The 14,656-nt window shown below is 61.0% G+C and carries 14 protein-coding genes and 1 other RNA gene; 8 read left to right on the top strand and 7 right to left on the bottom strand.

Going from position 1 to position 14,656, the window contains the following annotated elements:
- Positions 1 to 2: 2 nt before the first annotated feature.
- A complete protein-coding gene (locus HCR84_RS08785; RefSeq protein ID WP_166983692.1) occupies positions 3 to 1,406 on the bottom strand; it encodes an MDR family MFS transporter in 1,404 nt (467 codons plus the stop codon).
- A gap of 80 nt (positions 1,407 to 1,486) precedes the next feature.
- Between HCR84_RS08785 and HCR84_RS08780 the strand changes: the two genes are divergently transcribed.
- Positions 1,487 to 2,068, top strand: coding sequence for a TetR/AcrR family transcriptional regulator (locus HCR84_RS08780; protein WP_166983691.1), 582 nt, complete (start codon positions 1,487 to 1,489; stop codon positions 2,066 to 2,068).
- Between the two features lie 36 nt (positions 2,069 to 2,104).
- Here the strand turns inward: HCR84_RS08780 and HCR84_RS08775 are convergent, their stop codons facing one another.
- Positions 2,105 to 2,746 carry a DNA alkylation repair protein gene (locus HCR84_RS08775; protein WP_166983881.1) on the bottom strand — a complete coding sequence of 214 codons (642 nt, stop codon included), beginning with the start codon at positions 2,744 to 2,746 and terminating at the stop codon, positions 2,105 to 2,107.
- 127 nt (positions 2,747 to 2,873) lie between these two features.
- Positions 2,874 to 3,437 carry a hypothetical protein gene (locus tag HCR84_RS08770; RefSeq protein WP_166983690.1) on the bottom strand — a complete coding sequence of 188 codons (564 nt, stop codon included), beginning with the start codon at positions 3,435 to 3,437 and terminating at the stop codon, positions 2,874 to 2,876.
- 77 nt (positions 3,438 to 3,514) lie between these two features.
- Here HCR84_RS08770 and HCR84_RS08765 point away from each other — a divergent pair, with 77 nt between their 5' ends.
- From HCR84_RS08765 to rnpB, 3 genes are all read left to right on the top strand, one after another.
- Positions 3,515 to 4,336 (top strand): Nif3-like dinuclear metal center hexameric protein, encoded by an 822-nt coding sequence (locus HCR84_RS08765; protein WP_166983689.1) that lies wholly within the window; start codon positions 3,515 to 3,517, stop codon positions 4,334 to 4,336.
- 14 nt (positions 4,337 to 4,350) lie between these two features.
- Positions 4,351 to 5,088, top strand: coding sequence for a zinc ribbon domain-containing protein (locus tag HCR84_RS08760; RefSeq protein ID WP_166983688.1), 738 nt, complete (start codon positions 4,351 to 4,353; stop codon positions 5,086 to 5,088).
- Positions 5,089 to 5,111: 23 nt separating this feature from the next.
- An RNA gene (rnpB, locus tag HCR84_RS08755) (RNase P RNA component class A) lies at positions 5,112 to 5,473 on the top strand.
- On the opposite strand, the gene ppgK is transcribed toward rnpB, so the two are convergent.
- Both ppgK and map read right to left on the bottom strand, forming a co-directional pair.
- Entirely contained in the window at positions 5,471 to 6,250 is a 780-nt protein-coding gene (gene ppgK, locus HCR84_RS08750) for a polyphosphate--glucose phosphotransferase (RefSeq protein ID WP_166983687.1), read from the bottom strand. The two genes, rnpB and ppgK, sit on opposite strands and share 3 nt — an antisense overlap.
- A gap of 19 nt (positions 6,251 to 6,269) precedes the next feature.
- Positions 6,270 to 7,136, bottom strand: a complete 867-nt coding sequence (map, locus tag HCR84_RS08745) for a type I methionyl aminopeptidase (RefSeq protein ID WP_166983686.1) — start codon at positions 7,134 to 7,136, stop codon at positions 6,270 to 6,272.
- Positions 7,137 to 7,170: 34 nt separating this feature from the next.
- Here map and HCR84_RS08740 point away from each other — a divergent pair, with 34 nt between their 5' ends.
- The 3 genes from HCR84_RS08740 (at position 7,171) to HCR84_RS08730 (ending at position 11,792) form a co-directional block, all read left to right on the top strand.
- A complete protein-coding gene (locus tag HCR84_RS08740) occupies positions 7,171 to 7,356 on the top strand; it encodes an SPOR domain-containing protein (protein ID WP_166983685.1) in 186 nt (61 codons plus the stop codon).
- An 80-nt stretch (positions 7,357 to 7,436) separates the two neighbouring features.
- Complete coding sequence (glnA, locus tag HCR84_RS08735; protein WP_166983684.1) at positions 7,437 to 8,774, top strand: type I glutamate--ammonia ligase; 1,338 nt, start codon at positions 7,437 to 7,439, stop codon at positions 8,772 to 8,774.
- 6 nt (positions 8,775 to 8,780) lie between these two features.
- Entirely contained in the window at positions 8,781 to 11,792 is a 3,012-nt protein-coding gene (locus tag HCR84_RS08730; protein WP_166983683.1) for a bifunctional [glutamine synthetase] adenylyltransferase/[glutamine synthetase]-adenylyl-L-tyrosine phosphorylase, read from the top strand.
- A gap of 66 nt (positions 11,793 to 11,858) precedes the next feature.
- Here the strand turns inward: HCR84_RS08730 and glnA (HCR84_RS08725) are convergent, their stop codons facing one another.
- On the bottom strand, positions 11,859 to 13,283 hold the full coding sequence (glnA, locus tag HCR84_RS08725; protein WP_166983682.1) for a type I glutamate--ammonia ligase: 1,425 nt from the start codon (positions 13,281 to 13,283) through the stop codon (positions 11,859 to 11,861).
- A gap of 135 nt (positions 13,284 to 13,418) precedes the next feature.
- Here glnA (HCR84_RS08725) and HCR84_RS08720 point away from each other — a divergent pair, with 135 nt between their 5' ends.
- Complete coding sequence (locus tag HCR84_RS08720; protein WP_166983681.1) at positions 13,419 to 13,874, top strand: RDD family protein; 456 nt, start codon at positions 13,419 to 13,421, stop codon at positions 13,872 to 13,874.
- Between the two features lie 4 nt (positions 13,875 to 13,878).
- Here the strand turns inward: HCR84_RS08720 and HCR84_RS08715 are convergent, their stop codons facing one another.
- Positions 13,879 to 14,586: a DUF4191 domain-containing protein gene (locus tag HCR84_RS08715; RefSeq protein ID WP_166983680.1), complete on the bottom strand. Its 708-nt coding sequence runs from the start codon at positions 14,584 to 14,586 to the stop codon at positions 13,879 to 13,881.
- Between the last annotated feature and the right edge of the window lie 70 nt (positions 14,587 to 14,656).

Here is a 14,656-nt window from a genome sequence, read left to right as displayed (position 1 = left end):
TTTCACTGGTTTTTCTCTCGCGACGGGAGAAGAAGCGAAGCGATAGCGGCCGCGATCGTGATGGCGATGGTCCACCAGAACGTCGTCTGAAAGCCCGACTGCGCATCGGCTTGGGCAGTTATAGCGGAGAGGACCACCGCGACGAGGGCCGTTCCGAATGCGCCCCCGAGCTGCTGAACGATGCGAGTGATGGCGGATGCATGGGGCATCTGATCCTTTCGGATATCAATGTAGGCAACGGTCATCACCGGAATCAACACCACGCCAAGCCCGAAACCTCGTATGAAGAGGGTGATGCCGAGCAGCCATACGCTGGCGTTCGCATCCGCGAGGGCGAACGGGATCGTGGCGGCGGCGATGATCAGGAAACCGACGACGGCAACAAGCCGAGCGCCGAGCGCATCGACGAGCTTTCCCGCGATGAGCCGGGCAAGGAGCGTTCCCACGCCCTGCGGAATGAGCAGCACCGCGGCAGTAAGGACGTCGGCACCGCGCAGAGACTGAAAATACAGGGGGAGCAGGAATGTGCTTGCGAACAGCGTTGCGCCAAGAAAGGACAGTGTGATCGACGAGGCGCGGACCGAGCGCTGCGCAAGCAAACGCACGTCGATAAGCGCAGTTCCAGCGCGCCGAATCGCCCAGCCGACGAATGCGACAAGCAGCACGACGCCGGCGACACAGGGAAGAAACACGTCTATCCTGCTGAGTCCGCCCTCGGCATGTACGTTCGACAGCCCATAGAGCAATCCGGCAAGCGCAGGAACGAGAAGTGCGGCACCAGCGAGATCGAGGCGTTGAGACGTCGTTCCTCGGTGTGGGTGATCGGCGTTGATGACGATAGCGGCGAGGATGAGGCCGGCTACTCCCAGTGGAACGTTGATGAGGAAGAGCCATTGCCAGTCGAGCCAGTGCAGCACGATTCCGCCAAGAACCGGACCGAGAATAGGTCCGAGGGCGATCGGCAGACCCACGACAGCCATCGTGCGCGCCATCGCCGTCGGTGCGACATTCTGCATGGCCAGCGTCTGCATCAGCGGAAACATGATTCCGCCGCCAAGACCCTGCACGATACGGAAGGCGATGAGGGATTCTGCGTTCCATGCGCACGCGCACAGTATCGAGCCGAGAACAAAAAGGCCGAGGGCGAACAACCACAACCGCTTTCCGCCAAACTTTTCCTGCGCCCAGCTCACAAAGGGGATCGCGACAGCAAGGGCGAGCAGATACCCGGTGCTGACCCATTGAATTGTCGATATCGGAGCATCCAACCGCTCGGTGAGCGTGTGGAGACCAATCGCCACGATTGTCGTATCGAAAATTGCCGTGATGCCGCCGACGATCAGCGCCGTGAGCAGTTTTCCGGTTGATTGCGTCGGCGACGTTGTCGTCGGCAGGGTGTCAGTCATTGCACCTCCATAGGGAACGTATGCGTTCACTATGCTAGATGGGTAGAATAAGGAACGCAAGCGGACCTAATGGGGTGGGCATGACGACAACGAGGCGACGCGGCGCGGCGCTGGAAGACGCAATACTCAACGCCGGGTGGGAACAGCTTCTTGAGGGAGGCTACCCGGGCTTTGCGTTCGAGACGGTCGCGGAACGGGCAAAGACGGGCAAGGCTGCCTTGTATCGACGGTGGCCGGACAAAGAGTCGCTCATGCTTGCGGTACTCGCTCACCGCTACCTCGGAACGCCGCCGGACGTCGCCGACACGGGTTCCCTCCGCGGAGACGTCATCGAGCTCCTTGTCGCTGCGAATCGGTTTGGCGAAAGCGCAGCTGCGGTACTCAGCATGATGCTTGGCGCCTATTTTGACGACTTGGACACAACGCCCGCACAGCTGCGTACGCGACTACTCGGAGACCGTGCACTCGCGATGCCCCGTATCATCGAGCGCGCGATGGACCGCGGCGAGATCTCGTCCACGCCACCGGCGCGAGTCGCGTCTCTGCCCTTTGACCTCTTTCGTCACGAACTCATCATGAATCTCGGACGCATCTCAGAGGACACCATCGTCGACATTGTTGACACGGTATTTCTCCCACTTGTCAGGGCGACCCAGTCCTGATCCGCTGGTGCCCGTCAGACCGCGGGACGCGTGTCGTCATGACTTCTGCCGCCTCACCATCTCGGCGATCCAGGTTGGTGCATAGGGCGACGTGCAGTTCGGGGGAGTCGGGTAGTTCTTCAAGACCTCGAGACGCTCACCGATCGACACCGCGCGGCCGCGATGTTCCGGATGCACGATTCCGATCTGGGCAAGACAGGTGTTCATCGCCCACTGGAGTCGTTCGGGGGCATCCTTCATATTCTTCTCGATGACGTCGAGGAGGGAAGCAAGATCGAGTCCCTCTGGCTTCTTCGCAACTCGGTCGGAGGTCAACGCCCACCCCGCGCTCGCGACATTCGGATGAGGGTCGGCAACCCAGAGCACCCGAAGATCCTCTGCAGACGACGACTTCTTCACGACATAGTTCACAAGCCAGTCTTGAACTTTCGGCGCACGTGCAGCGCGCAGCATCCTGTCGAGTTCTTCTCTGTCAAACTCCTTTGGGCGACAAATCAGAGTGCTCAACAGCATGGCGGCCGTGTCGTTCGTCGCCCACAGCGCACGGGCGACGTCGTGCTGTTTCTTCAGTCGCGTGGCAATTGCTCTGAGCGCGCTGAGATTTACCCCGTGATCGTCACCGTGCCGTTCGTTCACCGCCCGCATCTTCGGGTTCTCGAGCTTAGCGAGTTCGGCCATGATCTCGGGTACCGACGTCTCGGCCACTTCAGCCCCCTCATTGTGCAGTGTGCACCCAGCCTAGGTGTTCGTCCCAAGGGGGTCGAGTGCGCCCATAGCGCAGCCAGGTGGTCGTCTCGCCACGACGTCAGAGGATCACAGGCACAAGGGTGAGGCCGAGAGCAATGCCGAGCGCAACGAGAGCAAGAAGCACGATCAGGATGTTCGAGCGCTCTGCGAGGCCTCGGAGCTTCAGGGAGACAAGCATGCCGAATGCCCAGACGAGCGTGACGACGCTCACCGCCCATGCGGCATCGAGCGTCGCGTTGCCTCGGCCTCCGTCGATCCAGCCAATCACTGCCGTTCCAACCACAAGCACCCCAGCACCCACCGCAATCCAGAGCTCGACCTGACGGGCGCGCTCAATCTCGTGGGAAAGAATGCGGGTCCACAAGACGATAAACACGAGTATCGGGATTGAAGCAAGCGTGACGGAAATCAGCAGAATCGCGAGGCCGCCGAGAACTCCGAGTGGATTCGCGTTCGAGGCGAAGCCCAGCACACCGTTGAGCCCATGTGTCAGTCCCCACCCCGCCCACGGTTCAAGCCAGCCGATCAGAAGATCTCTGATGGGCCACCAGATGAGCATCGTGACCACGACTCCGACGATTGAGATGAGCCGCCACCACAGTTGTTCAAGAATTCCACGCACCGGCTCATTTTGTCAGAGGGAGCTGCTGTTGAAGCAGCCTCGACGCACGGGCCCTTCTGGTCGCGTAGGCTTGCGTCGTGGCTGCTTTATTATCAGAGATTCTCGCCGCCGCCGAAGACCTGTGGCCGCATTCCGGCGCGGAGGAATGGGACGCAACCGGTTTGGTGAGCGGTGACCCGCATGACAGCGTCGAGCGGGTCGTTCTCGCTGTTGATGCCGTCGGCGCAACAGTTGATGAGGCGATCGCCGCGAACGCTCAGCTGCTGCTCGTGCACCACCCGCTTCTGATGCGGGGCGTCACAAGCATCGCTGCGGATCAGTACAAGGGGCACGTTCTCTCTCGCCTGATCCGCGGCAATTGTGCACTGCTCGCTGCTCACACCAACGCTGACGTCGTCGATGGTGGCACGTCCTCCGCCCTGGCAAATGCTCTGGGGATCATCGACAGCGAACCGATCACGTCCGCACGCAACGGCATCGGCGGGCTGGGGCGCGTCGGAGATCTGACGCACCCGCTCACGCTTGAAGAATTTGCTGCGCGTGTCGCCGATGTCTTGCCGAAGACGGTCAGTGGTGTGCGCGTTGCGGGAGCCCCAGCGGCATCCGTGCACCGAGTCGCGATCTGCGGTGGTGCGGGGGACTCCCTGCTGAGCCACCCGGCAGTGACATCGGCTGATGTGTACGTGACGAGCGATCTCAGACATCACCCTGCGTCTGAAGCGCGCGAGCAGGCGCTGCTCACAGACGGACCGGCGCTCATCGATGTGTCGCACTGGGCGGCAGAATCCCTCTGGCTCGACAACGTCGCAGCACAGCTCACAGCACGCTTTCCGTCACTCGATGTTCGAGTGAGCGAATCGCGCACCGACCCGTGGGACTTCTCGGTCCACAACGCCTGACGAAAGAGACACACGTGAAAGCACCGAATGCCGAGCAGAAGAAGCTTCTTGAGCTTCAGCAGACCGATTCGAGCCTCGATCGACTCATGCACCGCGAGAAGAACCTGCCTGAGAGCGCCCTGCTCCAGGAGGCCGCGGCTGAGCGGGATGGCATTGTCAGTCGTCTCGCGACAGAGGTTGGCGCTGTCGAAGATGCCGAGGCCGATCTCGGCCGTCTTGAATCAGACGCCGCAACGGTGTCGGCTCGGATGCAGCGAGACGATAAGCGACTGCAGCAGACCTCGTCGGTGAAAGACGTCACCGCGCTCGAATCAGAGCTTGAGTCGCTTCGTGGACGCACCGCGGTTCTCGAAGAGCAGCAGCTTGATGTGATGCAAACGGTCGAAGACGCGCGCGGGGTAGCCGACGCAACGCGCGCGGAGGGTGTCGAGATTGATGCACGCATCGCCGACATCCGTGCACAGAGGCAGACGGCGCTCGACGACATCGCCGAGCAGCGCGGAACGCTCGCCGGAACGCGCCATGTGCTCACGGAAAAGCTCGATGCCGAGTTGCTGGAGGCCTACGAGAAGCAGCGAGCGAAGACCGGAATCGGCGCCGCCCTCTTCAGAGCGGGCACGTGCGGCGGCTGCACGATGAGCCTGACAGGCCAAGACCTTGCTACCATTCGCGCAGCCGCTCTCGACGATGTCGTTCGCTGTCCCGAATGCAATTGCATCGTCGTGCGCACCGAGGAATCTGGACTCTGGTGAGCAGGCTACGATAGAACGGTGAACGGGTCGACAAGACGGTCGCGTCACCGGTAACGGTGCCGAGGAACGTCCGGGCTCCACAGAGCAGGGTGGTGGGTAACACCCACCCGAGGCAACTCGCGAGACAGTGCAACAGAGAGCAGACCGCCTCCGGCTCCGGCCGGCGGTAAGGGTGAAAGGGTGGTGTAAGAGACCACCAGCATCCGGGGTGACTCGGATGGCTCGGTAAACCTCGCCCGGAGCAAGGTCAGACAGGGAACCATGAGGCTGCTCGTCTCGTTCCCGGGTAGACCGCTAGAGGGCCGTGGCAACACGTCCCCGAGAGAGATGGCCGTCCAGGGCGCGTGCGCCTAGACAGAACCCGGCGTACCAGTCGGCCCGTTCACACTAACGTCGGGTGCATTTCGGATGCTCGCGCCGCAGCGCCGAGAATGCCGGCGTTGTTCCGCAGCTGTGCGGGAACGATCGGTGCGGTGAGGTCGAGGAGCGGAAGAAAGCTCTCGTGGTGTTTCGATACCCCGCCGCCGACGACAATGAGATCAGGCGACAGATAGATCTCGCATGCACTGTAATACCGTTGGAGCCGTTTCGCCCACGACTTCCACGACAGGTCTTCTCGATCGCGAACAGCATTCGAGGTGATGGTCTCGGCATCGTGCCCGCCAATTTCGATGTGTCCCAATTCGACGTTGGGAACGAGAACGCCGTCAGAAAGAATCGCCGTTCCGATTCCGGTTCCGAGCGTCGTCATCAACGTCACACCGTCCACGTCTCGAGCGGCTCCATAGCGAAGCTCGGCGAGGCCTGCGGCATCCGCATCGTTGAGAAAGCTGATGTCGCGGGAAAGCGCCTTTTCGAAGAGCTTCTCTGCCTCGAGGCCGATCCAGTCATCAGAAACATTGGCGGCAGACATCGTCATTCCGTGTTTGACGACGGCGGGAAAGGCGACGCCAAGCGGCGCGTGCTCGATGTCGTTATGCGAGAGCTGATCGACGAGAGTGCACACTGCGTCGATCACATCATCGGGGCGTGCGCCCGGAGGTGTCGGAACCTTAATGCGATCGCTGATCAAGGTACCCGTGCGCACATTAACGGATGCTCCTTTGATTCCGGTGCCACCGATGTCGATGCCAATTGCAACGTCACTGTCGTGCGAGCTCATGCCACCAGATTACCGCTCCTCAGGGGAGTGTGAGCACCTCGGCACCGCGTTCGGTCACAACGAGCGTGTGCTCAAACTGGGCTGTCAGCGACTTATCCTTCGTCGTCACTGTCCAGTCATCCGCCCAAAGATCCCAGGCGACATCCCCGAGGGTCAGCATCGGCTCAATTGTGAAAACCATTCCGGGCTGCATGATCGTGCTGTGCTCGGGCGCCGAATCGTAGTGGGGAATGATCAGACCCGAGTGGAAGGCCTCGCCGACGCCGTGTCCGGTGAAGTCGCGCACAACCCCGTACCCGTAGCGTTTCGCATACGACTCGATGGCACGGCCGATGACATTCACCTCGCGACCGGGGGCGACAGCCTTGATTCCACGACGCAGAGCCTCTTCCGTTCGCTCGACGAGGTCTCGAGCCTCCTGCGGCGCATCTCCGACAATGAACGTGCGATTCGTATCGCCGTGCATTCCCTGGTGAAATGCGGTGATGTCGATGTTGATGATGTCGCCGGACTCGAGAACCGTGTCGTCAGGGATCCCATGGCAAATCACCTCGTTGAGCGAGCTGCACAGAGACTTCGGGTACCCGCGATAGCCGAGGGTCGACGGGTAAGCATCGTGCTCGATGAGAAATTCGTGTCCGATGCGATCCAACTCGTCGGTCGTCACACCAGGAATAATGCGCTCTCCGACTCTCGCTATCGCTTGAGCGGCGATCGTGCTCGACGTGCGAATCCGCTGAATCTGCTCGTCTGTGTAGGTGTCATTGCCGGAAGGAGCCGCCGGAGACCTCTTCCCGACATACTCGGGACGAGGTATCGAGATCGGAACCGTGCGGAGCGGGCCGACGCGACCGGGAATGAGATGACCGTGGGAATCCTTGGGCATACACTCGATTCTAAGTGAGCGCAAGGGAGCATCAATGATTGACGACCCGTCGAAGAAGTATTGGTACAACCTCAAGTCCGGCGAGGTGGAGCACGGGTACGTCTCGCCCTCGGTTGACAGGGTTGGTCCGTTTGACACGCCGGACGAAGCATCGCACGCGCTCGAGCGACTTGCCGAGAACAGTCGCAAGTGGGAAGAAGAGGAAGAATCCGAGCGATGAACGCACTCCGTTCGTGCACGGGAGACCCCTTCACCGACTAGCCTGGGAACGTGCCGCCATGGCCGTCGAAAGGGGAGTGGATGGACAAGCAGCAGGACTTCGTTCTTCGCACGATCGAGGAGCGCGGAATCAAGTTCGTCCGGCTCTGGTTTACCGACGTCGTCGGAACCCTCAAGTCCGTCGCCATCGCTCCCGCCGAAGTGGAGGGGGCATTCGCCGAGGGCCTCGGCTTTGACGGCTCGGCGATTGAGGGCTTCACGCGGAGCTATGAGTCTGATCTGCTCTCGCTGCCCGACCCCGGCACGTTCCAAGTGCTGCCGTGGAGAGGTGAGATTGATCCGACAGCCCGCATGTTCTGCGATCTCACGACGCCCGACGGGCAGCCAGCTGCCGCGGATCCTCGACATGTGCTGAAGCGCACCCTCGAAAAGGCAAAAGACCTCGGCTTCACGTTCTACACGCACCCAGAGGTGGAGTTCTACCTCATGAAGTCGACGGCGATCGTCGACGGCGGCCCCGTGCCCGTCGACGACGCGGGGTACTTCGACAACGTTCCGGGAGGAACCGCACACGACTTCCGGCGCCGGGCCGTCACGATGCTTGAAGACATCGGCATCTCTGTCGAGTACAGCCATCACGAAGGCGGCCCTGGGCAGAACGAGATCGACCTGAGGTATGCAGATGCGCTGACGACGGCCGACAACATCATGACGTTCCGCACGGTCGTCAAAGAGGTCGCCATCGAGCAGGGCGTGCACGCCACGTTCATGCCGAAGCCGATGTCAGGGCAACCCGGTTCGGGAATGCACACGCATATGTCACTCTTCGAGGGCGATACCAACGCGTTCTACGAAGCTGGCGCCCAGTACCAGCTGTCGAAGGTCGGCCGTCAGTTCATCGCCGGCCTGCTGACGCACGCTCAAGAGATCACCGCCGTCACCAACCAATTTGTGAATTCGTACAAGCGAATCTGGGGCGGCGACGAGGCACCGAGCTTTGTCACATGGGGACATAACAATCGCTCTGCTCTCATCCGGGTGCCGATGTACAAGCCGCACAAGGGGCAGAGCTCTCGCGTCGAATATCGCGGAATCGACTCGGCGTGCAATCCGTACCTTGCATTCTCCCTCATGCTCGCCGCAGGGCTGAAGGGAATCGAGGAGGGCTACGAGCTCCCACCCGAGGCGGAGAATAACGTCTGGAGTCTGTCTGACGCCGAGCGCAGGGCTCTGGGTTATGAGCCGCTGCCGTCAAACCTCGATCACGCCGTGCAATACATGGAGCAGTCTGAACTCGTCGCCGAAACTCTCGGTTCGCAGGTCTACGACTATTTCATGCTCAATAAGCGGCAGGAGTGGTACGACTATCGCGCTCAGGTCACTCCCTATGAGCTGCGCACGAATCTGACAGCCCTGTGAGCCTCCATGGCTCAACGTGATCAATCTGCGCTCAGCGGGCTTGCTCGTGTGGGCTTCTCACGGCTCACGGAGGCGCGACAATCACTGACGGAGCTCAGCGAGCTCCTGGGCATCCCCGCAGACGAGATCTCTCCCGAGTTCAGATTTGCCGCCGATCCGGATGCTGCGCTGAACCACCTCATCGATGTGGAACGTGCGCATCCAGGCTCGGTCAAAGGATGCTGGGATGCGCGAGGCCAGCGCGAAGCCCTCGTGCGGCTGGTTGGTGCGTCAGGCGGTCTCGCTGAGTTCTTCCTGAGACATCCTGAGCATCTCGACGTCACCTCTCTCACCGACGTTCCGATGCCGACGGCCTCAGAGATGCGGGATGACCTGTTCGCTGCGCTCGGCGTGAGAAATGGCTTCGCCGAATCGGCCGATGACGCCGCTGCCTGCCTCCTCCGAGAGCGGTACCGACGCATCCTTGCGCGAATCGTCATCGTCGACCTCACCGCAGATGACCCCACCGATGTACTCGACAGCGTGACGAGCTACCTCGCAGACGCTGCCGCCGCGGCGCTCGAGGCAGCTCTCACCATTGCACGCACGCGGCTGTGCGATCCGCCCGTCGGAAACCCGCTTTTTCCTCGCGCCGACGTTGAGCGCACGCGTTTCGCGGTGATCGGCATGGGGAAGGCCGGCGCACGGGAACTGAACTATGTCAGTGACGTCGATGTGATCTATGTGGCTGAGGCCGAGGGAGATCTCAGTCAGAGCCGAGCCGTCGACGTGGCTACGCGGCTCGCTATGCAGATTCAGAGGATCATCGACGAGCCCGACAGCGAACCCGGCCTGTGGGAAGTCGACCCGAATCTGCGCCCTGAAGGTAAAGACGGTGCGCTCGTCCGCACTCGTGAATCACACGTCACCTACTACGAGCGTTGGGCGAAGAGCTGGGAGTTTCAGGCGCTGCTCAAAGCGCGACCCCTGGCAGGCGACATCGACTTGGGAAACGACTATGTTGATGCGCTGTCACCGCTTGTCTGGGCGACAGCGCACCGTGAAGACTTCGTCGAGTCGGTGCAGGCGATGCGCGGCCGAGTGACGGCGAACATTCCGTCAGATGAGGTGCAACGCCAGATAAAGCTCGGACCTGGTGGATTGCGCGACGTGGAATTCACCGTGCAGCTCCTGCAACTCGTGCACGGGCAGACGGACGAGAGCGTTCGCCAGCGTGGAACGCTCTCCGCGCTCACGGCGCTGTCAGACGCCGGCTATATCGGTCGACAGGAGTCCGCTGACTTCGCCGAGGCGTATACCTACCTACGCGTTCTCGAACACCGATTGCAGCTCGTGCGGCTGCGGCGTACGCACTTGATGCCGCGTGATGAAGAGAGCCTCCGTGTTCTTGCTCGCGCCACCCGAAGGCCAGGTGGCGCCGCCGGCTTGGTTCGCACATGGGAGAAGACAAAACACGACGTGCGCGAGCTCCACGAACGTCTCTTCTATCGCCCCCTGCTCAGCGCGGTCGCGTCGTTGCCCGAAGACGAACTGGCGCTCAGCACAGACCAGGCGAAGGCCCGACTCACGGCAATTGGCTTTCGCGATCCGAGGGGGGCCCTGGCACATATCGCTGCGCTCACCGCTGGCGTGTCGAGACGAGCGACGATCCAGCGACATCTGCTGCCCGTCATGCTCCGGTGGTTTGCCGAGGGCACCGACCCGGACTATGGCCTTCTGGCGTTCCGTCGATTGAGTGACGCACTCGGGTCCACCCACTGGTTCTTACGCATGCTGCGTGACTCGTCGATGGTGGCCGAGAGACTCACTCGCGTGCTGTCGAGTTCACGGTACGTCGGGGAGCTCCTCGCGGCATTTCCCGAATCGTCTGCCTGGCTTGAGAAAGACCGTGAGCTTCGGCCCGTCGGGCTCGCTGCGCTGCGCGCCGAGATGCAGGCGATATTCTCCCGCCACGAATCGCTCGAACGCGCAACGAAGGCCGTTCTTCGTGTTCGTCGTCGCGAAATACTTCGATTGGCCCTTGGAGCAGTTCTCGACATCGACGGCGTCACTGAGCTTGGGCCCGCACTCGCCGATGTCACGGATGCGACGCTGCAGGGCGTGCTTCGACAGATCAGATCGACAGTTCCCGGGGGCGAGCTCCTTGAATTCGCGGTGATTGGCATGGGTCGGTTCGGGGGAGCGGAACTGGGCTTCGGCTCCGATACCGATGTCGTCTATGTGTTTCGGCCTCTCACAGCCGAAACAGAGAAGGCTCAAGCGGTCGCCCAGAAATACGTGTCTGAGCTCACCAGGCTCACCGATGACCCTGTGCTCCCTCTCGATCTCGACGTCGATCTCCGGCCCGAGGGCAAGAACGGCCCCGTCGTTCGGTCGCTCGAGTCGTATCGCAGCTATTACGGTCGCTGGTCTCTGACGTGGGAGGCACAGGCCCTGCTTCGCGCACGGGGCGTTGCTGGCGATGACGGTCTCGTCTCGGAGTTCATCGCGCTTGCCGACACCATTCGATACCCGGCTCACATCAGCGAGCACGACGTGCGCGAAGTCAAGAGAATCAAAGCGCGCGTAGAAAACGAGCGGTTGCCCCGCGGCGCTGATCCTCTACGTCATGTGAAGCTCGGCAGGGGATCGCTCAGTGACGTCGAATGGTTCGTTCAGCTTATCCAGCTGCAATACGCGAACAGCATCCCGGAATTGCAGACGACATCGACTCTTGCCGCACTCGGTGTCGCGGCAGAACACGACCTCATCAAGGCAGACGACGCGGACCAGCTGAGAGAGGCGTGGATTTTCTCGTCTCGCGCTCGTTCCGCAATGACACTGTGGCTCAACCGCACAACTGACGTTCTGCCGATCGAACGCAGGCAGCTCGAGGGCATCGCTCGAATTCTCGATTACCCGCCTGGCTCTGCCGCATCGCTTGAAGAAGACTACTTCGCCATCACCCGCCGGGCGCGACGAGTTTTCGAGCAATCCTTTTACGGCCGACCAGATATTCCACACACGCGTGCGTTCTGATCGTCACACCACTGCGGAAGGGCCAGACGACATCGCGTCGCCTGGCCCTTCTGCTGCGTGCTGACGCTATACGCCGTAGTACAGCTCGAACTCGTAGGGGTGCGGCCGCAGCGCAAGAGGCTTCAGCTCGTACTCTCGCTTGTAGTCGATCCACGTGTCAATGAGCTCGCGTGTGAACACGCCACCTTCGAGAAGGAAGTCGTGGTCGGCTTCGAGAGCTTCGAGAGCAGCCCCGAGCGATGCCGGAACCTGGGGGATGCCCTTCGCCTCTTCCGGTGGCAGTTCGTAGAGGTCTTTGTCAATCGGTTCCATCGGCTCAATGCGGTTCTTGATGCCGTCGAGCCCGGCCATGAGCTGAGCGGCAAAGGCAAGATAGGGGTTGCCCGACGCATCCGGAGCACGAAACTCAATTCGCTTCGCCTTGGCGTTCGTTCCCGTAATGGGAATGCGAATGGATGCCGATCGGTTCCCCGCCGAATACACGAGGTTCACGGGCGCTTCGAAGCCGGGGACGAGGCGGTGGTAGGAATTCACAGTCGGGTTCGTGAATGCCAGCACGGCCGGGGCGTGAGCGAGCAGGCCGCCGATGTACCAGCGAGCAACATCCGAGAGCCCTCCATACCCGTTCTCGTCATAGAACAGCGGGGTGCCGCCGTTCCAGAGCGACTGATGCGTGTGCATGCCCGAGCCGTTGTCGCCATAGAGCGGCTTCGGCATGAACGTCGCCGTCTTGCCCCACTGCGTTGCGGTGTTCTTGACGATGTACTTGAACTTCAGAATGTCGTCTGCTGAGTGCACCATCGTGTCGAAGCGGTAGTTGATCTCGCCCTGGCCTGCTGTCCCCACCTCGTGGTGGCTTCGTTCGAGCTCGAGACCGACGTCTGTGAGCTTAATGCAGATGTCGTCGCGCAGGTCTGCATGCTGGTCAACGGGGCTGACCGGAAAGTACCCGCCCTTGAATGGCGTCTTGTTTGCCAGGTTTCCGCCGACTTCCTCGCGCCCGGAGTTCCATGCGCCTTCGCTGGAATCGACGCTGTGGAACGCTGAATTCTCGGTCACGGAGTAGCGAACGTCGTCGAAGATGTAGAACTCTGCCTCCGGGGCAAAGAACGCCGTGTCTGCGATGCCCGTTGACGTCAGGTACTTTTCTGCCTTCTTCGCGACCTGACGCGGGTCTTTCGAATAGATCTCGCCGGTGCGCGGATTGTAGATGTCAAAGATCAGAATGAGAGTCCGCTCGCGACGGAACGGATCGACATACGCGGTGGTGACGTCAGGGATGAGCTGCATGTCAGATTCATGGATGCTTGCGAAACCACGAATCGACGAGCCGTCGAACAGTTGGCCCACGGTGAAGAATTCCTCGTCAACAGTGGACGCCGGAATGTTGAAGTGCTGCTGCACCCCCGGGAGGTCCGTGAAACGGATGTCGACGAACTTGACGTCGGTATCCGTGATGAATTCGAGAACTTCCGAGGGGGTACTGAACATGTGGGTCACTCCAGATGTCTGACTCTGATCAAGCTGCACGATGCAACGAAACCACCATAGAGCTGGGCGATTTCTCGACGATATCGCTCATGTTTCCACGATGTTTCGTTAGTGCGGCACAGCTAGAATGGCTTGGTGCCATCTTCCAACATACCCGGTCAGACTTTCGGAGATCTTGCTCCGAGCGAATATCCCGGAGAACGGCTCGGTCTTCCTCGCGAGGGTCACGGCAGCATTGCCCGCTTCGGGCGGCGGCTGCTTGGCGTGATCATCGATTGGGCAATTGCCTCGGTGATCGTCTCTGGCCTGGCCGTGGCTTTCCCGTCCCTGACCGCCGTTGCGCAGCATCCCGCGACGATTCCTGCCGTTTTCGCGTTGTTGCACATCGTCTTCATTCCGACGATCGGTGGGAGCATCGGCCACCGACTGTGCGGCATGCGACTGGCTCCGCTCTCCGGCGGGTATATCGGATTCTGGCGGCCGATCGTGCGAACGATTCTTCTCTGCCTCGTTCTTCCGATGCTTGTCTGGGACTCAGACCAGCGTGGCTTTCACGACAAGATCGCCGCAACGGTGCTTCTTCGGGGTTGATCGCCTACCGTGCGCGCTGCGGACGCACCTTGTACGGGTCAACGCCCTTTGGAATAGGCAGCTGGCTGTTCAGAGAGCCCAGCCGATTCGTCACGGCGAGAACCTCTGCCTTCGTCAGCTCACGCTTGACCTTGCGCATCGACTTCGAAAGCCTGTACAACGGAATCGATCCCTCATCTGGACCGACCTGGAATACCGAGATGGGAACGTTTGGAAGAACACGCTTCACCTTGCGACGCTCATCATCGAGCATGCGCTTGGTGCGTGATTCTGGTCCTTCGGCAACAAGCGCAACGCCGCCGCGCCCGACCGCTCGGTAAATGGCGTCTTGCGTTCGACCGTTCACGTTCACGGGCATTTCGCTGCCAGCCCAGCCACGGGGAAGCGAACTCTTGAACACGGCGCCAACGGCGCCCGCCTGACCGCTGATCTGGCTATATGCGGCTTTCTCTGCACGCCGACCAAGAATGATCATGGCCGAGAGCAGTCCCGCCAACAGGCCGGAGAGAATCCACATGATCATCATGAAGACGTTGCCGCCCGCGAGGAATACCCCGAGCAGCACTCCGGCAGCCACGCCGATCACCAGGCCAAGCAGCATCCACCATTGCGCCATCGAATCGTAGCGGCGCGTCATCTGGAAGACTTGCCACATCTGCTTGAGGCGGCCAGGTTCCTTCGAAGATTTTGCGCGTTTTGACTCTCGTGCCATGACATCAAGGATACGACACACGGAAGACCCGTTTTGTCCCCGCGGGACGAGAGAACGTCGATCTTTCGCC

Source organism: Paramicrobacterium fandaimingii, assembly GCF_011751745.2.
GTDB classification, from domain to species: Bacteria; Actinomycetota; Actinomycetes; order Actinomycetales; family Microbacteriaceae; genus Paramicrobacterium; species Paramicrobacterium fandaimingii.
The sequence above is the reverse complement of the archived record's forward strand: the minus strand, read 5'-3'. Positions and strand labels throughout refer to the sequence as shown.